Annotated in this window: 19 protein-coding genes and 1 pseudogene; 13 read left to right on the top strand and 7 right to left on the bottom strand. The window is 73.0% G+C overall.

Annotated elements, in window-relative coordinates:
- Window positions 1-19: 19 nt before the first annotated feature.
- The 6 genes from ACPFP2_RS14750 (at window position 20) to ACPFP2_RS14725 (ending at window position 5,367) form a co-directional block, all read left to right on the top strand.
- Complete coding sequence (locus ACPFP2_RS14750) at window positions 20-475, top strand: SRPBCC family protein (protein ID WP_424089725.1); 456 nt, start codon at window positions 20-22, stop codon at window positions 473-475.
- A gap of 34 nt (window positions 476-509) precedes the next feature.
- The gene (locus tag ACPFP2_RS14745; RefSeq protein WP_424089724.1) at window positions 510-1,184 is read left to right on the top strand and encodes a hypothetical protein; all 675 of its coding nucleotides are present in this window, start codon (window positions 510-512) and stop codon (window positions 1,182-1,184) included.
- 71 nt (window positions 1,185-1,255) lie between these two features.
- On the top strand, window positions 1,256-2,203 hold the full coding sequence (locus tag ACPFP2_RS14740; protein WP_424089723.1) for an ROK family glucokinase: 948 nt from the start codon (window positions 1,256-1,258) through the stop codon (window positions 2,201-2,203).
- The gene (locus tag ACPFP2_RS14735) at window positions 2,200-2,940 is read left to right on the top strand and encodes an endonuclease/exonuclease/phosphatase family protein (RefSeq protein ID WP_424089722.1); all 741 of its coding nucleotides are present in this window, start codon (window positions 2,200-2,202) and stop codon (window positions 2,938-2,940) included. The genes ACPFP2_RS14740 and ACPFP2_RS14735 overlap by 4 nt, the downstream gene beginning before the upstream one ends.
- Before the next feature lie 137 nt (window positions 2,941-3,077).
- Entirely contained in the window at window positions 3,078-4,487 is a 1,410-nt protein-coding gene (locus ACPFP2_RS14730) for a flavin-containing monooxygenase (RefSeq protein ID WP_424089721.1), read from the top strand.
- Window positions 4,488-4,542: 55 nt separating this feature from the next.
- Complete coding sequence (locus ACPFP2_RS14725) at window positions 4,543-5,367, top strand: alpha/beta hydrolase (protein ID WP_424089720.1); 825 nt, start codon at window positions 4,543-4,545, stop codon at window positions 5,365-5,367.
- Between the two features lie 465 nt (window positions 5,368-5,832).
- Here the strand turns inward: ACPFP2_RS14725 and ACPFP2_RS14720 are convergent, their stop codons facing one another.
- Together ACPFP2_RS14720 and ACPFP2_RS14715 are read right to left on the bottom strand one after the other, a co-directional pair.
- Window positions 5,833-7,251 carry an alpha,alpha-trehalose-phosphate synthase (UDP-forming) gene (locus ACPFP2_RS14720; protein WP_424089719.1) on the bottom strand — a complete coding sequence of 473 codons (1,419 nt, stop codon included), beginning with the start codon at window positions 7,249-7,251 and terminating at the stop codon, window positions 5,833-5,835.
- Window positions 7,252-7,456: 205 nt separating this feature from the next.
- Window positions 7,457-8,293: a DUF308 domain-containing protein gene (locus ACPFP2_RS14715; RefSeq protein WP_424089718.1), complete on the bottom strand. Its 837-nt coding sequence runs from the start codon at window positions 8,291-8,293 to the stop codon at window positions 7,457-7,459.
- Window positions 8,294-8,524: 231 nt separating this feature from the next.
- On the opposite strand from ACPFP2_RS14715, the gene ACPFP2_RS14710 reads away from it, so the two are divergent.
- Window positions 8,525-9,235 (top strand): lysophospholipid acyltransferase family protein, encoded by a 711-nt coding sequence (locus ACPFP2_RS14710; protein WP_424089717.1) that lies wholly within the window; start codon window positions 8,525-8,527, stop codon window positions 9,233-9,235.
- 26 nt (window positions 9,236-9,261) lie between these two features.
- On the opposite strand, the gene ACPFP2_RS14705 is transcribed toward ACPFP2_RS14710, so the two are convergent.
- Window positions 9,262-12,750, bottom strand: coding sequence for an adenylate/guanylate cyclase domain-containing protein (locus tag ACPFP2_RS14705; protein ID WP_424089759.1), 3,489 nt, complete (start codon window positions 12,748-12,750; stop codon window positions 9,262-9,264).
- Between the two features lie 138 nt (window positions 12,751-12,888).
- On the opposite strand from ACPFP2_RS14705, the gene ACPFP2_RS14700 reads away from it, so the two are divergent.
- Complete coding sequence (locus tag ACPFP2_RS14700; RefSeq protein WP_424089716.1) at window positions 12,889-13,155, top strand: hypothetical protein; 267 nt, start codon at window positions 12,889-12,891, stop codon at window positions 13,153-13,155.
- Window positions 13,156-13,264: 109 nt separating this feature from the next.
- On the opposite strand, the gene ACPFP2_RS14695 is transcribed toward ACPFP2_RS14700, so the two are convergent.
- On the bottom strand, window positions 13,265-13,957 hold the full coding sequence (locus ACPFP2_RS14695) for a Crp/Fnr family transcriptional regulator (RefSeq protein ID WP_424089715.1): 693 nt from the start codon (window positions 13,955-13,957) through the stop codon (window positions 13,265-13,267).
- Window positions 13,958-14,228: 271 nt separating this feature from the next.
- On the opposite strand from ACPFP2_RS14695, the gene ACPFP2_RS14690 reads away from it, so the two are divergent.
- From ACPFP2_RS14690 to proC, 4 genes are all read left to right on the top strand, one after another.
- Entirely contained in the window at window positions 14,229-14,723 is a 495-nt protein-coding gene (locus ACPFP2_RS14690; RefSeq protein WP_424089714.1) for a polyadenylate-specific 3'-exoribonuclease AS, read from the top strand.
- An 82-nt stretch (window positions 14,724-14,805) separates the two neighbouring features.
- Window positions 14,806-15,309 carry a pyridoxamine 5'-phosphate oxidase family protein gene (locus ACPFP2_RS14685; RefSeq protein WP_424089713.1) on the top strand — a complete coding sequence of 168 codons (504 nt, stop codon included), beginning with the start codon at window positions 14,806-14,808 and terminating at the stop codon, window positions 15,307-15,309.
- A 178-nt stretch (window positions 15,310-15,487) separates the two neighbouring features.
- Window positions 15,488-16,516 (top strand): 6-phosphofructokinase, encoded by a 1,029-nt coding sequence (locus ACPFP2_RS14680; protein ID WP_363877487.1) that lies wholly within the window; start codon window positions 15,488-15,490, stop codon window positions 16,514-16,516.
- Window positions 16,517-16,589: 73 nt separating this feature from the next.
- Window positions 16,590-17,408 carry a pyrroline-5-carboxylate reductase gene (gene proC / locus ACPFP2_RS14675; RefSeq protein WP_424089712.1) on the top strand — a complete coding sequence of 273 codons (819 nt, stop codon included), beginning with the start codon at window positions 16,590-16,592 and terminating at the stop codon, window positions 17,406-17,408.
- Between the two features lie 68 nt (window positions 17,409-17,476).
- On the opposite strand, the gene ACPFP2_RS14670 is transcribed toward proC, so the two are convergent.
- The 3 genes and pseudogenes from ACPFP2_RS14670 to ACPFP2_RS14660 form a co-directional block, all read right to left on the bottom strand.
- The gene (locus ACPFP2_RS14670) at window positions 17,477-18,040 is read right to left on the bottom strand and encodes a sugar O-acetyltransferase (protein WP_424089711.1); all 564 of its coding nucleotides are present in this window, start codon (window positions 18,038-18,040) and stop codon (window positions 17,477-17,479) included.
- Between the two features lie 151 nt (window positions 18,041-18,191).
- A complete protein-coding gene (locus ACPFP2_RS14665; RefSeq protein WP_424089710.1) occupies window positions 18,192-18,734 on the bottom strand; it encodes an NUDIX domain-containing protein in 543 nt (180 codons plus the stop codon).
- Between the two features lie 189 nt (window positions 18,735-18,923).
- Window positions 18,924-19,103 (bottom strand): annotated as a pseudogene (locus ACPFP2_RS14660) (cysteine hydrolase); the annotation flags it as partial.
- Between the two features lie 413 nt (window positions 19,104-19,516).
- Here ACPFP2_RS14660 and ACPFP2_RS14655 point away from each other — a divergent pair.
- A complete protein-coding gene (locus ACPFP2_RS14655; RefSeq protein ID WP_424089709.1) occupies window positions 19,517-19,861 on the top strand; it encodes a helix-turn-helix domain-containing protein in 345 nt (114 codons plus the stop codon).

Here is a 19,861-nt window from a genome sequence, read left to right as displayed (position 1 = left end):
CTCCGGGTAGCCTCCCCCCATGGCGGACTCCTCCACCCAGTCGATCGTCATCGGCGCGTCACCGGAGCGCGTGGCGGCGGTCATCTGCGACTTCCCGAGCTACCCCGAGTGGACCGAGGCGGTGCGGCGGGCGGAGGTGGTCGAGGAGTACGAGGACGGCTACGCCAGCCAGGTCCGGTTCACCATCGACGCCGGGGTGATGGCCGACGAGTACGTGCTCGCCTACGAGTACGCCGAGGACCTGTCCCGCGTCGAGTGGCACCTGGTCGCGCCGTCGAAGATGCAGAAGTCGCAGCGCGGGTCGTACGACATCGTCGGCAACCCGGACGGCACCTCCACCGTGACGTACACCCTGGAGGTGGAGCTGTCGGTGGGGATGCTCGGGATGTTCCGCCGCAAGGCCGAAAAAATGATCATGGATACGGCGTTGAAGCAGCTCAAGCGCCGGGTAGAAGCACCCGGCACGGCACAGTGACGCGCCGGCCTGCGGCACGGTAGGGGAGCCCGACATGGGGGGTACGGAACCGGGCTCGGCCCGGGAGGAGGCCGAGCGGCTGGTCGCCACGCTGCTCGCCACGGCACGGCTGGCCTCGGCCGGCCACGGGGCGGGGGTGTGGGGTCCGCTCGGTGGGATGCTCTCGGGTGTCCTCGGTCACAGTGCCGGCACGTCCCGGCAGGCGGGGGAGGGTGCCGGAGCCGGGGGATTCGCCACCGGAACGCCGGAGTGCTGCATCTGCCCGGTCTGCCGCGGTATCGCGGCGTTGCGTGATCCGAGTCCGGAATTCGCCGAACGCCTCGCCACCGGCGCGGGTGATCTGGCCGCCGGGATCGCGAGCCTGATGCGGGCGTTCGGTTCCGCCACGGACGGGGAAGCCTCCCACCGGACGTCCGGCGGCGCCACCGGAGCGACCGGGCCCGCCGCCGGGACCGATCCCGACGCCGACCACGTGTGGCGCGAGGCCACCCGTACCGGGCATGATTCTCCGTCGGCGCCGGAGCGGGACGTCTGGTCCGCCGCCACCCGGGCGGAGGACGCGGTCGTGCCGGCCGCCGCCGCCCCGCCCGTCGACGACGCCGGGCCGGTCGCGCCGGCCCAGGTCCGGCCGACGGCCGACCGTCCGGTGGTGCCCGCCTCGCGTGCGCCGGCCGGCGCAGGCGGGGACGCACCAGGCGACGAGGCCTGATCACCGGACATCCGATATCGCACGGCCGGTTCGGCCGATGTCGGGCAGCACAGCAGAGGGGAGTGGCAGCGGTGACGCTGACCATCGGAGTCGACGTCGGTGGCACGAAGGTGGCCGGCGGTGTCGTGGACGACACCGGCAAGGTTCTCGTGCAGGCCCGACGGGACACCCCCGCGGACGACGTCGGCAAGACCCGCGACGTCATCATCGAGCTGGTCACCGAACTCGCCGCCGGGTACCGGGTCGACGCGGTCGGCATCGGCGCGGCCGGCTGGATCGACGCCTCCCGCTCCACCGTGCTCTTCGCCCCCAACCTGGCCTGGCGGGACGAGCCGCTGCGCGAGTACGTCAGCGCCGCCACCGGCCTGCCGGCGATCGTGGAGAACGACGGCAACGTCGCCGCCTGGGCCGAGTTCCGCTACGGCGCGGCCCGCGACGCCGAGGACTCGATGGTCATGTTCACCATCGGCACCGGCGTCGGCGGCGGCATCGTGCTCGGCGGCGAGCTGATCCGCGGCGCCAACGGCATCGCCGCCGAGCTGGGCCACATGCTCACCGTCCCGGACGGCCACCAGTGCGGCTGCGGCCGGCTCGGCTGCATCGAGCAGTACGCCAGCGGCAGCGCCCTGGTCCGCTTCGCCCGCGCCGCCGCCCGCCAGGAGCCGCAGCGGGCCACCGCCCTGCTCGAGCTGGCCGGGGGCGAGGCCGAGGCGGTCACCGGTCCGATGGTCACCGCCGCCGCGCAGGCCGGCGACCCGGTCTCCACCGAGGCGTTCGCCCAGGTCGGTCGCTGGCTCGGCACCAGTCTGGCCGACATGGCCCAGATCCTCGACCCGCAGGTCCTGGTGGTCGGCGGTGGCGTCGTCGAGGCCGGTGACCTGCTGCTCGGCCCGACCCGGCGCTCGTTCAACGACGCGCTGGCGCAGCGCAGCCGGCTGCCCGTCGCCGAGGTCCGCCCGGCCGAGCTGGGCAACAGCGCCGGCGTCATCGGCGCCGCCGACCTCGCCCGTCGGCTGTGACCGCCGCCGGGACCCCGGCCGGCGACGGGACCGGGCAGCCGGCCGGCGGGGTGCGGCTGCGGGTGGTGTCGTACAACATCCACAGCCAGCGTGACGACACGGCCGCGCTGGCGGCCGTGGTCCGCGAGGCCGAGCCCGACGTGGTGATCGTGCAGGAGGCCCCGCGCCGGTTCCGCTGGCGGCAGAAGTCCGCCGCGCTGGCCGAGTCGTTCGGGCTGGTGGTGGCCGCCGGGGGCCTGCCCTCGCTGGGCAACCTGCTGCTGACCAGCCTCCGGGTGCGGGTGACCGCCACCCGGTGCCGGCGCTTCCCGCTCACCCCGGGGCGGCACCTGCGCGGCGCCGCGTACGCCGAGTGCCGGGTCGGCGGGGCGTGCTTCCTGCTCGTCGGCTCGCACCTGTCCACCGACCCGGCGGAGCGTCCCGGCCAGGCCGCGCTGCTCAAGCGGGAGGTGGCGGGCGCGCGGCTGCCGGTGGTCCTCGGCGCGGACCTCAACGACGGCCCGGACTCCACGGCCTGGCGGACGGTCGGGGAGGGGCTGACCGACGCGGCGGTGGCCGCCGACGCCGCGGACCGGTACACCTACTCGTGCGCCAACCCCCGCCGGCGCATCGACGCGCTCTTCGTCGACCCCCGGGTGACGGTGCTCGGCTACGACGTGGTGGACACCCCGTCGACCCGCCGGGCCAGCGACCACTTCCCGGTCCTGGCCGACCTGCTCCTGCCGGTCACCGACTGACGGCACGCCCACGGGCCTCGGCCGCCACCGCGAGGCGGCGGCCGGGGCCCGCAGTCCCGGGCTGGACAACGGACTGCGGGTGCGGGGAGGATTGCCCGTCGAACCGGCGTACGTGCCGCACATAAGGAGATTCCCCGGTGCCCCCCTCCACCGAGCACGGCCGGCCCGATCCGGAGACCACCACGCTCGCCCTGAGCCGGGACGGCCGCCCGGTCTCCGACCGCGGCGACACGGTCTGCGTGATCGGCGCCGGCGCCAGCGGCCTCACCGCGATCAAGAACCTCACCGAGCACGGCTTCGGCGTCGACTGCTACGAGCGGGAGACCGGCGTCGGCGGCGCGTGGAACTGGCGGCACGACCGCAGCCCGGTGTACGCCAGCACCCACCTGATCTCGTCGCGACCGTTCACCCAGTTCCCCGACTTCCCGATGCCGGACTCCTGGCCGGACTACCCGCACCACAGCCAGCTGCTGTCCTACTTCGAGCGGTACGCCGACCACTTCGACCTGCGCCGGCACATCTGGTTCGGCACCGAGGTGGTCCGGGTCGAGCCGGTGGCCGGTGACCGGTGGGACGTCACCACCCGCAGCACCGGCGGGTACGGCCCGGAGCGCACCTCCCGGTACGCGGCCGTGGTGGTCGCCAACGGGCACAACTGGTCGCCGAAGCTGCCCCGCTACGAGGGGCTGGAGGAGTACCGGGGCGAGGTCATGCACGCCTCGTCCTACAAGGACCCGGCGCAGCTGCGCGGCAAGCGGGTGCTGGTGGTCGGCGCCGGCAACACCGGCTGCGACATCGCGGTGGAGGCGGCCCAGCAGGCGTCGCGCTGCTGGCACTCCACCCGCCGCGGCTACTGGTACGCCCCGAAGTACGTCCTCGGTCGCCCCGCCGACCAGGTCAACGACCTGCTGCTGATGCTGCGGGTCCCGCTGCGCGTGCGGCAGTGGCTCTACCACCGGACGCTGCGGCTGACCGTCGGCGACCTGACCCGCTTCGGCCTGCCGAAGCCGGACCACCGGGTGTACGAGACCCACCCGATCGCCAACAGCCAGCTCGTCTACTACGTCGGCCACGGCCGGATCGCCCCGGTGCCCGACGTCGCCCGGTTCCACGGCGGCGGCGTCACCCTCACCGACGGTCGGGAGATCGATCCCGAGCTGGTCGTCTTCGCCACCGGTTACCTGCCGCGCTTCGAGTTCCTGGACCCGAAGGTGCTCGGCGACGAGGATGCCTCGGGCCGCCCCCGGCTGTGGCTCAACGCCTTCGCCCCCGGGCACCCGACCCTGGCGGTGGCCGGCCTGTTGCAGCCCGACTCCGGCGTGTTCACCCTGTCGCACTGGCAGACCGTCCTCTTCGCCCGGTTGCTCCAGGCCCGCCTGGCCCGGCCGGAGCGGGCCGCCGCGTTCGCGGCCCGGGCGGAGGCCGGCGCGGGGGAGCGGTACTCGGGCAAGGTCAAGGACAGCAGCCGGCACTGGTTCGAGGTGGGCCACGCCGACTACCTGCGCGCGGTGCAGCGCGCCCTCGACGAGCTGGAGGCCGGCCGGTGAGCGCGAGGAACGCAGCGCAGCGGAGTCCCGCAGTCGCGAACGAAAGGCGGCCAGGATGAGCGCGACGAACGAGCGGGTGCGGATCCTGCGGGGTCGGGAGTGGGCCCGCCCGGTCCGCCCGGTCCGGCGCGAGGTGCTGGGCGCCGCCCCGGAACTGGAGGAGGGGCGGCCGCCGCTGCTCTTCGTACCGGGGTTCGGGCACGGGGCCTGGGCGTTCGCCGAGCACTGGCTGGAGCACGCCGCGTCGCGCGGCTTCCCGGCGTACGCGGTGAGCCTGCGCGGGCACGGCGGCAGCGAGCGGGCGCCGGAGGCGACGCTGCGGGCGTACACCCATGACGTGGTCCAGGTGGCGGCGGGCCTGCCGCGCCAGGCGGTGCTGGTGGGGCACGGCGCCGGGGCGCTGGTGGTGTCCCACGCGATGGCGCGTTACCCGGCCCGGGCCGCGGTCCTGGTCGCGCCGGTGCTGGGCGGCTGGTCGACGGCCGTCACCGCGCTGCGCCGCAATCCGGTCGGCACGCTGCCGGCGCTGGTCGGTGGTCCGTTGACGCTGCACCGCCGGCAGCTGTTCAGCCGGGAGCTGCCCGACGCCGACGCCCGGCGCTACACCGCGCAGCTCGGCCGGGCCGCCCGGCGGGCGCAGTGGCAGCTGCTGGCCGGTCGGGAGGCGGAGCCGGCGGTGGGTCGCCCGCCGGTGCTGGTGCTGGGCAGCCCGGACGACCGGGTGGTGCCGCCGGCGGCGCTGGTCCGGGCCGCCCGCCGGTACGGCTCGGCCCCGCTGCTCTTCCCCGGCATGGGGCACGACCTGATGCTCGACGCCCGGTGGCGGGAGCCGATCGACGCGATCCTCGACTGGCTGGTCAAGGAGCCGCAGCGGGCGTGACCGGGGCGGGTTGCGCCCTGGCCGGGCGACGCTCGAGCCGGAGGGTCCGGCGTCACTTTCTGTGAGTGCGGCCGTGTTCCGGTCGATCGGTGACGATGAGTGACCGTCAGTGGCCTTCCTTCAGTGGCGCCGGTGGGCCGAGATCGGCCGTGCCGCGCTGACCAGGAGAGACGTAGGCCGCCCCGGTGTCGGCCGGCCCTTCCTTGTCATCACTTTGCTCTGCACCCACGGACGCGCCAGCAACGGTGGGTCACTGGCGCGTCAATGGGTGCAGAGCAGAGTGTCCGAGGCGCAGAGTCGTCGTCGGCAGGACAAGCACGGAGAGTGAGAGGGTCGGGCGCTGCGCCGGCCGGACCGGCAGCCCCGTTCACCGGCCGGGATCTTCGGCCGGCCCGGGCCTTCCGCCGGGACCTCCGGCCGGGTCCGGGACCTCACCCTGGCCGGGACCTCACCCTGGCCGGAACCTCAGCCCGAACTGCTGAGCCGGCGTACCAGCGAGCCGGTCTCGTCCAGCGCGCTGAGGTAGGAGCGGGCCCAGGCCCGGATGTCGTGGCGGTGCAGGTACGCGCGCATGGCGCGCATCCGTTCGCCGGCGTCCTCCGGGGCGGCCCGCAGCGCCGAGAGCAGCATCCGCTTGAGCTCCTCCAGGTCGTGCGGGTTGACCAGGTACGCCTGCTCCAGCTCGGCGGCGGAGCCGGCGAACTCGCTGAGCAGCAGCGCGCCGGAGTCGTCGACCCGGGCGGCGACGTACTCCTTGGCGACCAGGTTCATCCCGTCGCGCAGCGGGGTCACCGCCATCACGTCGGCGACCCGATAGAGGGCGGCCAGCTCGGTGCGGTCGAACGGCTGGGTGAGGTAGTGGATCGCCGGCTCGCCGACCCGGCCGAACTCGCCGTTGATCCGCCCGACCTCACGCTCGACCCGTTCCCGCAGGATCTGGTACTGCGCGACCCGTTCCCGGCTGGGCACCGCCACCTGGACCAGCACGGTGTCCCGGACCTTGACGTCCCCGCCGGCCAACAGCTCGCTGTACGCCTTGAGCCGCTGCTCGATGCCCTTGGTGTAGTCCATCCGGTCGACGCTGAGGATCACGTGCTCCGGGTCGCCCAGGTCGTGCCGCAGCCGGCGGGCGCGGGCGGTGACGTCCGGACGGCCCGCCAGCGCGGCCATCTCCGCGGTGTCGATCGAGACCGGGTACGCCCCGATCCGCACCACCCGGTCGCCGACTCCGATGCGCCGGTCGGTGGCCGGCAGGCCGAGCACCTTGGCGACGAGCTGGGCGAAGTTGTGCGAGGCCTGGGCCCGCTGGAAGCCGATCAGGTCGGCGCCGAGCATCCCGCGCAGCAGATCGGCGCGGCGGGGCAGCTGCATGAACAGCTCCGGCGGCGGGAACGGCACGTGCAGGAAGAAGCCGATCCGCAGGTCGGGGCGGAGTTCGCGGAGCATCCCGGGGACGAGTTGCAGGTGGTAGTCCTGCACCCAGACCAGGCCGCCCGGTTCGGCCACCGCGGCGGCCGCCTCCGCGAACCGCTGGTTGACCCGCTGGTACGCCTCCCACCAGCGGCGGTGGTACTCGGGCTGCTCGACGGCGTCGTGGTAGAGCGGCCAGAGTGTCGCGTTGGCGAAGCCCTCGTAGTGGTCGCGCAGGTCCTGCGCGTCGAGCGGGACGGTGTGCATGCGTACGCCGTCGACGTCGGGGAGGGCGGGCGCGGGGCCGGTCCCGCCGGCCCAGCCCACCCAGGTCGCCGGGGTGTGCCGCAGCAGCGGGTGCAGCGCGCTGACCAGACCTCCGGGGGTGCGCCGCCATTCGCAGGCGCCGTCGGGGGCCACGCTGTCGTCGATGGGCAGCCGGTTGGCCACCACCACGAGGGGACTCTGTCGCATCTCGGGCATTCCGATCCGCAGTGGCCGACCGCCACGAGGAACAGGAACAACCGGGCAGTCGGTGGGGGAAGTGACGTACAGCCGTATTCCTACTGACCGTAAGTTACACCTCTGTTACGTGCCGCGGGGCACCCGGTGGCGTCCCGCGATGCGGGCACAGCGCAGCGTGACGCCCGCTCACCGCCCCGGGGCCACGGTGGCGGGATCAGACGACGGCGCCGTCGTCGGGGTCGTGGTCGTCCTCGTCGCCGGGGCGCAGCCGCCAGATCAACGTGACGAAGCCGGCGAGGATGCCGGTGAAGCCGAGCAGGGTCACCACCGAGGCGTCCACCGGCAGCAGCGACGGGTTCAGGAACAGGACGAAGCCGAGGACGATCGACAGCGCGCCGACCACGGCGTACTTCGAGATCCGGGGCAGCGGCGGCGGTGGGGGCGGGGTGTAGCCCTCCTCCGGGTCGCCGGGGAGGTCGGCGCCGAAGGTGTCCAGCCCGTCCAGCAGGGAGGGCTCGTCGTGGCGCTCCCGCCCGAGCGAGATCCCGGAGATGTCCGCCGCGTACGGCAGCCGCCGCACGTCGGTGGCGGTGGGGCCGGTGGCCTCCTCGGCCCGGGTCGCCGTGGCGCCGGTGCGGCCGGGCTGCTCGGCGGGGTCGTCGACGTCCTCGGCGTCCGGCCAGGGGTGGCTGCCGGCGACCGGGGCGGTGTGGAACGCGGCGACGATGCGGTCCCACTCGGCGTCGACGTCCGGCTCGGCGCGCGGCGGCTCGGGGGTCGCCTCGTCGGCCAGCTGGGTGAGGTAGTCGCGCGCCGTGGTCAGGTGGGAGCGGTCGACGTAGAGCCGGTCCACCGGCCGGGCCGGCACGGTGGTCGTCCGGGTGACCGGGTTCAGGTCGGCGGAGGGCTGGAGGTAGGCGGCGATGCCCCCGGCGGCGAGCACGTCGAGCAGATGCTCGCCGACACGCGGATCGACGTCGCCCGCGACGGCGTACTCGCTCGCGTCGAGCCCGTTGTCCCGCCGTCCCCGGCGGGCCCCACCCGCTGACACCGGACATCCTCCTCGGCGGTTGTGTCGACGCCCCGTACGCCGTGCCCTGAATCGTGACACGTCAGGACCCTGTTCCGGGAGTGCGTTGTGGCGTGCCGCTCCCGGTTCGTAGGCTCAGAGGCGACGATCCCGCCCGCCGAGACGCTTCCGGCCGGGTCGCCGGGGTCCCCGGCGCCCGTCCGGCGCCCGGCGGTGGTGTCGCCCGCCACCTGCTGCCCCGGAAGGACCCCCTTGCTGTACTGGCTGATGAAGCACATTCTCCTCGGCCCACTGCTCAGGCTGATCTTCCGTCCGCAGGTCGAGGGGCTGCACCACCTGCCCGACAGCGGGCCGGTGATCCTCGCCAGCAACCACCTCTCCTTCTCCGACTCGATCTTCACGCCGCTGGTCGTCCCGCGAAAAGTCACTTTCATCGCCAAAGCGGAATACTTCACCGGTAGGGGCATCAAGGGCTGGCTGACCAAGGCGTTCTTCGCCGGCACCGGCTGCATCCCGGTCGACCGCTCCGGTGGCCGGGCCGCCCAGGCGGCGCTGGACACCCAGCTGAGGGTGCTGCGGGCCGGCGGGATCGCCGGCATCTACCCGGAGGGCACCCGGTCGCCGGACGGGCGGCTCTTCCGGGGCAAGACCGGGGTGGCCCGGCTCGCCCTGGACAGCGGCGCCCCGGTGGTGCCGATGGCGATGCTCAACTCCGACGAGATCCAGCCGACCGGCAAGCTCATCCCCAAGATCGCCCGGGTGCGGATCCGCTTCGGCGCCCCCCTGGACTTCTCCCGCTACGCCGGGATGTCCGGCGACCGGTTCGTCGAGCGCGCGGTCACCGACGAGATCATGTACGAGCTGATGGACCTCTCCGGCCGCGAGTACGTCGACATGTACGCCGCCAAGCTGAAGAACCAGCCGCCGGCCGAGACCGTGGAGCGCCGGCCCGTCGCCGCCTGAGCGCCGCCACGGGCGCGGCACCGGACTCAGTTGCGTCCGGCAGGGCCGGGCGTGGCGAGCCGGAGCAGCCCGGACGCGCCGGTGCCGGCGGCGAAGTCGCGTACCCGGGCCAGGGCCTCCGCCGCCCGCGCCGGATCGGCCGCGGCCAGCGCCGGCACCGACAGCGTGGTGGTGAGCACGTGGTCCGTGGTGTCGGTCATCCGGGCGTAGCTGTCGGCCGCCGACCGGAACAGCCGGGCGGCGGTGGCCGCGTCCCCCTCGGCCATCGCGAGGGTGGCGTCGGCGACCTGCCCGGCGGCCAGCGCCCACGGGGTCATCCGCGGCGCCCGGGCGAGCATGTCGCGTACCAACCGGGCCGCCTCCGGGCCGAGCACGACGGCGACGTGGCCGACCGCCGGCACCCACTCCGCGAACGGGATCATCCGGCTGCGCCGCCAGTCCTCGTCCAGCTCGGTGAGCAGCCGCATCGACTCGTCGCGCAGGCCGCGCACCGCCCGGCAGAGGGCGGCGTGCGCCAGCGTCGACCGCAGCACCCGGTGGAAGCCGCTGCGCCGGGCGGCGGCCACCGCCTGCGTCACGAGGTCCGGCCCGCCGTCGGGCGGTGCTCCGGCCGGGGCGTCCGTGTCGGTCCGCAGCTGCCGCATCCAGCCGGAGACGGCGACGATGTGCAGGTCCCACTCCGCGGTCGGACGGCGGGTGGACTCGTCGGCCATCTCCAGCGCGGCCACCCAGTCCCCGGCGTAGTACGCCCGCGCCCACTGGTCGGCGAAGCTCGTCGCGATGCCGTGCCCGCCCGCCGGGTCCAGGGACCGCTGCTCCTGCACCAGCCGCGCCGAACCGGTGAGGTCGCCCTCCTCCTGCGCGGCCCAGGCCAGGTTCTGCAACGCCCGCCGCCGGCTGCTCAGCCGCTCCACCCGGCAGTGCCGCGCGACGTCCTCCAGCGCGGCGTAGGCGTCCTGCTCGCCGGCCAGGTACCGGGCCACCGCCAGGGTGATCCGGGCGTTCGCCCGCACCTCCGGCAGCGCCATCCGCTCGGCCAGTTCGGCGGCCGAGCGGGCGGCTTCGCAGGCCGGGTCGGTCTCGGCGTTGAGCATCCGCACCCGGGCCAGTTCGAGCAGCGCCTCCGCCTTCTCCTCGGTGTCCGGCAGCTCGGCGTAGATGCCGATGGCCCGGTCCAGGCAGCGCAGCGTCTCGGCCCGGTCGGCGCGGCTCCACGCCGCGGTGGCCAGCAGCGTCCAGGCCCGCGCCTCGCCGGTGCGGTCACCGGCGTCGGCGAGCCGGTCGGCCAGCGCGGTCAGCGTCCGGGTGCCCCCATCCACCAGGAACGAGTCACCGTCGCGGTAGAGGGCCAGCTCGGCGTCGAACAGCTCCAGCGCCGGGTCTGGCTCGCCGCCGACCGAGAGGGCCCGGGAGACCAGCGTCGCCGCGTTGTCGAGCGCGTGCAGCGCGTACGCCCGGCGGGCGGCCCGGTGCAGGGCGGTGCGGGCGTCGCGCGCGTACGGCGTCGGGTCCAGGCCGACCATCCGGGCGATCTCGTGCGCCGTCCAGCGGTGGTTGGCCAGCACCTCGGCCAGGTCCTGCTGGCGACCGTCGGTGAGCTGCTCCAGCCAGTCGGCGGTGCGCTGGTGGCGCAGCACCCGCTCGGCGCGGGGCAGTCGCTGGTAGCAGACGTCGCGCACCAGGATGTGCCGGAACCGGTACTCCGGCTGACCGGGCATGCTCGAGGCGGGCAGCTCGTAGACCATGTCGCGGCGCTGGAGGCGGTCCAGCGCCCGCTCCACCCACTCCGCCGGCCGGCCCAGCGCGGCGGCCACCGGCGCCGGCCAGAACTGCACGCCGACCACGGCGGCGGCCTGCAACACCGCCCGGTCGGCCGGGTCGAGCAGGTCCAGCCGGTTGGCGATGACGGCCTGCACGGTACGCGGCATGCCCGACGTCCCGGCCGGGTCGAACCGGACGGTCGGCTCCAGCAGCCCGCCGTCCAGCAGCATCCGGGCGTACTCCTGGGCGTAGAGGGGGTTGCCGTCGGCGAACTCGATCAGCGGGGCCCGGGCGGATGCCGGCAGGGTGGCGTGGCCCAGCAGCAGCGAGTAGAGGGAGTCGATGTCGGCGTCGTGCATCGGCGGCACCGAGATGGACATGGTGCCGCTGATCGTGCCGGTCCAGGCCGGGTGCCGCTCCCGCAGCTCCGGCCGCGCCGTCGCGACCACCAGCAGGGGTACGCCCCGGGCGGACGCGCCGAGCTGCTCGACGAAGGTGAGCATCGCCTGGTCGGCCCAGTGCATGTCCTCGAAGACCAGCACCGTCGGGCCCTGGCCGGCCAGGGCGAGCAGGAACCGTCGCCAGGCGGCTTCCGCCTCGCCCGGGACCAGCCGCTCCCCGGGCACGCCGAGCAGCGGGCCGAGCGCCCCGGCCAGCCGGGTGCCGTGCGGGTCGCCGAGCTGGGCCAGCCGGGTGCGCAGCCGGTCGGGCAGCGCCTCCGGATCGTCGCCCTCGGGCAGGCCCACCCAGCTCTTGACGATGTCGGCCAGGGCGGCGTACGTGACGTTCTCGCCGAACGGCGGGCACTGCCCGACCAGCCAGGTGACCCGGTGTCCGGGGAGGTTGGCGGCGTGCCGGGACAGCTCCCGCAGCAGCCGGCTCTTGCCCACCCCGGCCGGCCCGAAGACGGTCACCAGCTGCGACACCCGCTCGGTGACGGTGCGGTGCAGGGCGCTGACGAGCAGGCCGCGCTCGTGCTCCCGGTTGATCATCGGGGTCAGCTCGGCGGCCTGCGGGTCGGTGCGCGGCCGGGCCTGCACGGCGAGCCAGATCCGGCTCACCGCGGAGCGGCCCCGCAGCGTCACGGGTGGACGGTCGGCGTACTCCATCTCGTGCCGGGTGGCCGACCAGGTGCTCTCGTCGACGACCACCCCGCCCGGCGGGGCGAGCGCCTGCAACCGTGAGGCGGTGTTGACCACGTCCCCGGTGACGAAGGCCTGGCCGCCGTCACGGGTGGCGGAGAGGTCGACCAGCGCCTCGCCGGTGGCCACCCCGACCCGGAAGCCGAGCGGCGGCTGCGGGCCGGCGGCCTGCCGGGCCAGGCTGCGTTGCAGTTCCAGCCCGGCCCGCACGCAGCGCAGCGCGTCGTTGTCGGTGGCGACCGGGGCGCCGAAGAGCGCCATCACCGCGTCGCCGATGTACTTCTCCACCACCCCGCCGTACTGGTGGACCAGTCGGCGGACGGTGGCGAAGTAGGCCTGCTGGAGGCTGCGCGCCTGCTCCGGGTCGGCCCGTTCGGCGTACGCGGTGAAGTCGACGATGTCGATGAACAGCACGCTGACCTGGCGCCGGTCCTCCTGCACCGCGACGGCGTGGTCGCGCAGCGGCTGGCCGCAGTTGGTGCAGAAGTTCGCCTCGGGGTTGTTGCCGTGTCCGCACGACGCGCAGCCGAGCGACAGCGCCTGTCCACAGCCGCCACAGAAGCGGTCGTCCGGCCCTGCCACCCGGGAGCAGTGTCCACACTTGAGGTCGATGTCGAACTCCGTACGTGAGGAGACCCCAGTATCGCGCCGGGCTGATCCAGTCGGGTACCCGACGTGCGGCCCGACCCCGCGGCTGATCAGCCGACACTAGTGTTCCTCACAAGAGAAGTTCGCCGTCAGGAGAGTGCCGTGCAGGTTCGGTTGTCCGCCTACTGGACCGACCCGGGCGGGACCGTCCGGTCACCGGGCGAGACGGTCGACGTCGACGCGGTCACTCTCGCCAGACTGGAGGAGCAGGGCATGGTGGAGAACCCCGACGGCCAGACGGCCACGGACACCGGCACGAGCACGAGCACCACGACCGATCCGCAGAAGATCGGTCCGGGTCCGGGCACCCCGCCGGAGAAGATCGGTCCCGGCCCGGGCGCCCCGCCCGAGGACGACACGACAAACTGATTCACCGGCGCGACCGGCGGGCCTCACGGTCCGTCGGTCGCGTCTTGTCGTGGGCGACGACGAGCGCCGGGTCGGCCCCCGGGCGGCCCGGCGCACGGGACCGGAACGGTCAGCGCTCGGCCATGCCCGCGCGGCGACGCAGCGCCGAGACGTCGGTGACCACGATCCGCCGACCCTCGGTGCGCAGCCAGCCCCGGTTGGCGAAGGAGCCGATCGCCTGGTTGACGCTCTGCCGGGAGCCGCCGGCCATCTCGGCCAGCTGACTCTGGTTCAGCTCGATGGTGATCATCGGGGCCTGGCTCTCGCCGGCGAGGCGGACCAGGGTCTTGGCCACCCGGCCGGGCAGGTCCAGGAAGACGTGGTCGGCGTTCTGCTCGGTGAGCCGGCGGATCAGGCCGCCCAGCGAGCGCATCACCGCGTCGAGGATGCGCGGGTTGGAGTGCACCAGCTCCATGAAGGCGGGCCGGGACAGGGCGAGCGCCGCGCAGTCCTCGATCGCCTCGGCGGAGGCCGATCGGGTCGAGGCGTCCAGCAGGGAGACCTCGCCCAGCACGTCCGGCGGTCGGATCACCGACAGCACCGCCCGCTCGCCGGTCGGCGCGGTACGGAAGACCGCCACCGCCCCGCGGCGCAGCACGATCAGCGACTCGCCCGGGTCGTTCTCCACGAAGAGCAGCTGGCCCTTGCGGTACGTGCGCGGCACCGCCGCGGCGATGACCCGTTGGCGTACCTCCGGCTCCAGCCCGGCGAACATGTCCACGCCCGTGAGGGCGTCACCCGGCTCCGGCAGGCGCATCTCCACGGCCCAACCCCTCCCCGGTCACGGACCCACAACTCGCTCACCGGGTGAACCTGACGGCCCCTGACGGAGGTTCTGGAACCCGGTCGGCGTCCGGTAGCGGTACACATCAGATCATGACGGCCCGGTAGCGTGCTGTACACCCCTCAAATCGTCTCCGTGACACTCCCGAGCTGCGACGGACCACCCGGCTGAGGTGCGGTCGGGCCGATCGGCCGGGTCCGGCCCGCCCCCGCCGGGCGGTGCCGACCGGTAATGGGCGAGGATGGGGGCGATGGCCTACCGCTACTTCTACGACTGCGAATTCATCGAGGACGGCCGGATCGTCGACCTCGTCTCGATCGGTGTCGTCGACGAGTACGGCCGCGAGTTCTACGCGGTCTCCACCGAGTTCGACGACTCCCGCGCCGTGCCCTGGGTACGCCGCAACGTGCTGGACAAGCTCCCGTCCCCGGCCGACCGGGCCTGGCGTTCCCGGGAGCGGATCCGTGACGAGCTGTACGACTTCCTGCTGGAGCCGATCCGCGACCGCCCGGGCGAGCAGCTCGAACTCTGGGCCTGGTACGCCGCGTACGACCACGTGGTGCTGGCCCAGCTCTGGGGGGCGATGCCGGCGCTGCCCCGGGAGATCCCCCGGTTCACCAAGGACCTGCGTCAGCTCTGGGACGACCGGGGCCGGCCGAGGCTGCCCGACGCCGACGCCGACCGGCACGACGCCCTGGTCGACGCCCGGCACAACCTGGCCCGCTGGCGGGCGATGACGGGCTGAGTCCCGATCGCTGCTTTCTTTCAGGTTTGACCCTTTCCGTCCCGGGCACCGTTCGGCGAACCGCACCGGAGGGGGTTGCGAGATGACCAGGGAACCGACCGACGCCGCCGACGCCCGTCGTCGGGTGACCGAGCTGATCCGCGACGCCCGGATCGGCATGCTGACCACCATCGGGGTGGACGGCCGCCTGGTGAGCCGTCCGATGGCGTTGCAGGAGGCCGAGTTCGACGGCGACCTGTGGTTCTTCGCCTACGCCGACTCGGCCAAGGTGCGGCAGATCCGGGTCAACCCGGAGGTCGACGTCGCCTTCTCCGACCAGAAGCACCACAGTTGGGTGTCCGTCTCCGGCACCGCCCAGGAGGCGTACGACCGGGCGAAGGCCGAGCAGTTGTGGAACCCGGTGCTGAAGGCGTGGTTCCCCGACGGCCTGGACACCCCCGGCCTGACCCTGATCAAGGTGCACGCCAGTTCGGCGGAGTACTGGGACGCCCCGGGCGGCACGGTGGTCAACCTGCTGGGCTTCGCCAGGGCGGCGGTGACCGGCAGGCCGCCGCAGGCGGGGCAGAACCACGAGGTCAGCTACTGACCGGTAGCCCGCTCGACGGGTGGGACTGCTCGGGGCGCGGTGTCGGCGTACACCCGCGACGACTACAGTTCGCACTGACGGCCCGCCCCGGGCCGGCAACGGCGCCGATGGTCTGATCTGACACATATCCTGGGGCTTATCCGGGCTTTACCTGATGCTCCAGGAGGATGAGCAGATCATGCGTATCGGCGTGCTCACCGGCGGCGGCGACTGCCCAGGTCTCAACGCGGTCATTCGGGCGGTGGTCCGCAAGGGCGTCGCCAGCTACGGTCACGAGTTCGTGGGCTTCCAGGACGGTTGGAAGGGTCCGCTGGAGGGCCTGTCCAAGCCGCTGGGCATCGCGGAGGTCCGCGGCATCCTGCCGCGCGGCGGCACCATCCTCGGCTCGTCCCGCACCAACCCGTTCAAGATCGAGAACGGCGTGCAGCGGATCAAGGAGAACCTCGCCGCGCAGGGCGTGGACGCCCTGATCGCGATCGGCGGCGAGGACACCCTCGGTGTCGCCACCAAGCTGCACGAGCTCGGCGTCAACGTCATCGGCGTGCCGAAGACGATCGACAACGACCTCGGCGCCACCGACTACACCTTCGGCTTCGACACCGCCGTCAACATCGCGATGGAGGCGATCGACCGGCTGCACACCACCGCCGAGAGCCACCACCGCACCCTGGTGGTCGAGGTGATGGGCCGGCACGCCGGCTGGATCGCCCTGCACGCCGGCCTCGCCGGTGGCGCCAACGTGATCCTGCTGCCGGAGCGGCAGTTCGACGTCGAGCAGGTCGCCGGCTACGTCGAGAAGCGCTTCCAGCACCAGTACGCCCCGATCGTGGTGGTCGCCGAGGGCGCCCAGCCGCTGGACGGCCAGATGGTGCTGCACAACCAGGAGCTCGACGCCTTCGGCCACGTCCGCCTCGGCGGCATCGGCCAGTGGCTCGCCGAGCAGCTGGAGGCCAAGACCGGCAAGGAGGCCCGCACCGTCGTGCTCGGCCACATCCAGCGCGGTGGCACCCCGACCGCGTTCGACCGGGTGCTCGCCACCCGTCTGGGCCTGCAGGCCATCGACGCCGCCCACGAGGGCGACTGGGGCAAGATGGTCGCGATGCAGAGCACGGACATCGTCCGGGTCCCGCTGGCCGAGGCCACCCGCGAGCTGAAGACCGTGCCGCTGGAGCGGTACGCCGAGGCCGAGGTCTTCTTCGGCAGCTGATCGCCCGAGGACCGGCGGCGCGGCAGGGACACCCGCCGCGCCGCCGGCCCCCGCGACGGAAGGGGTACGACCGATGGCACCCGCCCGGCACACGGTCGCGGTGATCGGCGCCGGCAAGATCGGCGAGTTGATGCTCTCCGGGCTGCTCCGGTCCGGCTGGCCGGTGGAGCGGCTGCTGGCCACCGCCCGCCGCCCGGCCCGCGCCGAGGAACTGACCGCCCGGTACGGCGTACGGGTGGTGGACAACCTCACCGCGGTCGAGGAGGCGGCGGTGCTGGCGATTTCGGTGAAGCCGCAGGACGCGGGCGTGCTGCTGGACGAGATCGGCCCGAAGGTGCCGGCCGACAAGCTGGTCATCTCGCTCTGCGCCGGCCTGCCCACCACCTTCTTCGCCCGCCGGCTGCCCGAGGGCACCCCGGTGGTCCGGGTGATGACCAACACCCCGGCCCTGGTCGACCAGGCGATGAGCGCCATCTCGGCCGGCGCGCACGCCACCGGCGAGCACCTCGCGCTGGCCGAGGAGATGTTCTCACCGCTCGGGTCCACCGTCCGGGTGCCCGAGTCCCAGCAGGACGCGGTGACCGCGCTCTCCGGCTCCGGCCCGGCGTACTTCTACCTGCTGGTCGAGGCCATGATCGACGCCGGCATCCTGCTCGGCCTGCCCCGGCAGGTGGCGCACGAGCTGATCGTGCAGACCGCGATCGGCTCGGCGGTGATGCTGCGCGACTCCGGCGAGCACCCGGTCAAGCTCCGCGAGGCGGTCACCTCGCCCGCCGGCACCACCATCTCCGCCATCCGCGAGCTGGAGAAGCACGGCGTACGGGCGGCGCTGCTGGCCGCGCTGGAGGCCGCCCGGGACCGGGCCCGCGAACTGGCCGCCCAGGCCGACTGAGGCGTTTCGCGGGCGGGTCGGTACCAGCGAGCCGGCTTCTGCCGACGCGCGTGGGCGGCCTGCAGGTATCAGGTCGCCGTGGACGCCGGCTTCAGCCGCTTGCGCTCGACGACGCTTGTCGCTGTCACCACACTCAGCGGTGGCACGTCCTTCGCGACGACGGCGCCCGCGCCGACGACCGAGCCCCGCCCGATCGTCACTCCGGGGGTGATCGTGGCTGAGGCGCCGATCCACACGTCGTCCTCGATGTGGATTGGCGCGTGCGTGATGAAGTCGTAGCGCTCGTCGAGCTCGACGGGGTGGCCGGCCGTACTCAACGTCACTCGGGGCCCGATCATGACTCGGTCACCGATGGTGATGCCCCCGTAGTCGAGGAAGAAGCATCCCTGATTGATGAACACGCGCTCCCCGAACGATGCTCCGAGCCCGTAGTCGCACTGGAACGGGGGCAGGATGGACAGCGAGTCAGGGATGGGTCCACCGAAGATCTCGGTGAGCACCGCCCTGCGCGCCTCGAGGTCGTCGAAGGGCAGCAGGTTGAGGCGCGAGGTCAGGTTCATGACGAGCTGTACGCGCTGCGCGAAGGCTCGGGACTCGGGCGTCCGTGTTCGTAGGCGTCGCTCGTTGCGCACGGGACGATCTTGGCACGGCCGGTCAGAGACCGGGTGACGACCCACCGGCAGGGAATGCGTCACTCCCACGATCGTGGGGTCCTCGTCGGACGTCCGGACCTGCCGCGATCTGCACGCTCGGAGCCCGGTAGTGGGTAGCCCATAGCGCTGGTTACCGGACGTGCGCCGCGCCATTGAGGAGGTAGCTGCAGTTGCTGGTCGCGGAAGCGGTGAGGGCATGCGACAGCCGTTGCCCGACATAGGGACGCAGTAGCGCCTGGGTGTCCTCGGGAGAGCTGAATCGGTAGGCCGACAGTTCCTCGTCCGCCAAACGCAACGCCCTCGCCTGGTCGTCAGACAGCGTGCCGCCGTCGAAAACGAACATGAGGCTGTCGTCCCACGGACCGTGCGGAGCAACCCAGTCCACGACCAGTAGCCGTCCGACCTTCAGTTGGACGCCCAGTTCCTCGCGTAGCTCGCGCTCGGCGGCCTGATGGGGAGGCTCGTTCGCCTCGGCCATGCCGCCGGGCAGGTCCCAGTCCGGTTTGTAGCGCGGGTTGACGAGCAGCACGTGGCCCTGCTCGTTCCTGATCAGGACGTCTGCGCCGACCCGCTTGCGGGCCTGCTTCGCGTTGCCCTCCGCCAGGTACGCCTGCCACGCGTCGGGATCCCGCTCGTAGAGTGGGCGGTCATCCGCCATCGAGTCGTCCGGCACCGACTGCTCCTACCCGTGGCGCACCCACCGTACGAATCCATGATCGCTCGCGGATTGCGTTGTGGAGACGGTCGACGGAAGTCCCCGCACGGCGCCAGTCCAAACGTTCGGCAGCTGACGTAGCGGTGCGCAGAGTCTTCTGGTCCGGCTCTTTGGGGTGGGGTAGAGCTCCGGGTGCCCGGGCGCTGGTCAATCGAACTGCTTGCTGACCTGGTCCGAGCCGATGAGTTGTCCGGCTCCGATGAAGCGGCGGGCCACCAGAAGGCCGGCATCGTGAGCGGCTGGACCGCCGTGACTGGCAGAGGCATTCGTCACGAGCCACGGCGTGAACTCTCGTTCGAAGGCGTCGACCGCTGACTTGAGCACGCATCTTCGACCAGTGGACCAACCGCCCTGCTGCACCGGCTCGCGTACGAGGTGGGGGAGCGGAACCGGCGACTCGATCTCGTGCGGGAGGAGAACCGCCGCCTCAAGCAGGCCCTGCGCACCTGGCAGGCCGAATGCGGCGCGACCCGCCAGGGCGGCGGTTGACATGGGCAGCGTGAGCCCCCGCTGCTCGATAGGACCATGCGCCCCAGCCCTGCGCTGACTCTATCGTTTTTTTCGCTTTGGTGGGTATCGTGGTGACGGGATCAATCAGGTCGGAGGCTCTTGTGACGGTGGTACCCGCAGGTGGATCGGCGCCCAACGGGGACGAGCTGAGGCGTTTTGCTCGGCGATCGCTCCGGGGCCGGCGGCTCCAGTTGATCGTGGATGGGGGAGAGCCGGTCGATGTGCCGCCCGTGGTGGGCGAAGCCATCGCCGAAGTCGTGTCGATCCTGGGGCGGGGGCGGCCGGTGCGGGTCATGGCCGAGAACGTCGAACTGTCGACGGGGGAGGCGGCCACGATCCTGGGCGTGACCCGCCCGACGGTGGTCAAGCTGATGAACGACGGCGTGCTGCCCTACACCCGCCCCAACTCCAGCCGCCGGGTCGCGTTGCACGACGTGCTGACCTACAAGGAGCGCCGATCGAGGGCACGCCGTGAGGCACTGGACGAGTTGACGGCGGACGCGATCGACATGGGCGTCTACGACGAAGCGATTCGCCGTGGTCGCCAGCGGTCAGACGATCAGTCGAACGACTGA

Source organism: Micromonospora citrea (assembly GCF_049629545.1).
In the GTDB taxonomy this organism is placed as follows: Bacteria; Actinomycetota; Actinomycetes; order Mycobacteriales; family Micromonosporaceae; genus Micromonospora; species Micromonospora citrea_A.
Note: the sequence above shows the minus strand (reverse complement) of the source record. Positions and strands in the feature narration are given on the sequence as shown.

Coding starts and splice junctions, on each gene's coding strand:
- ACPFP2_RS14750 (WP_424089725.1), top strand. CDS start 20: ATGGCGGACTCCTCCACCCAGTCGATCGTCATCGGCGCGTCACCGGAG.
- ACPFP2_RS14745 (WP_424089724.1), top strand. CDS start 510: ATGGGGGGTACGGAACCGGGCTCGGCCCGGGAGGAGGCCGAGCGGCTG.
- ACPFP2_RS14725 (WP_424089720.1), top strand. CDS start 4,543: ATGAGCGCGACGAACGAGCGGGTGCGGATCCTGCGGGGTCGGGAGTGG.
- ACPFP2_RS14720 (WP_424089719.1), bottom strand. CDS start 7,251: ATGCGACAGAGTCCCCTCGTGGTGGTGGCCAACCGGCTGCCCATCGAC.
- ACPFP2_RS14690 (WP_424089714.1), top strand. CDS start 14,229: ATGGCCTACCGCTACTTCTACGACTGCGAATTCATCGAGGACGGCCGG.
- ACPFP2_RS14685 (WP_424089713.1), top strand. CDS start 14,806: ATGACCAGGGAACCGACCGACGCCGCCGACGCCCGTCGTCGGGTGACC.
- ACPFP2_RS14680 (WP_363877487.1), top strand. CDS start 15,488: ATGCGTATCGGCGTGCTCACCGGCGGCGGCGACTGCCCAGGTCTCAAC.
- proC (WP_424089712.1), top strand. CDS start 16,590: ATGGCACCCGCCCGGCACACGGTCGCGGTGATCGGCGCCGGCAAGATC.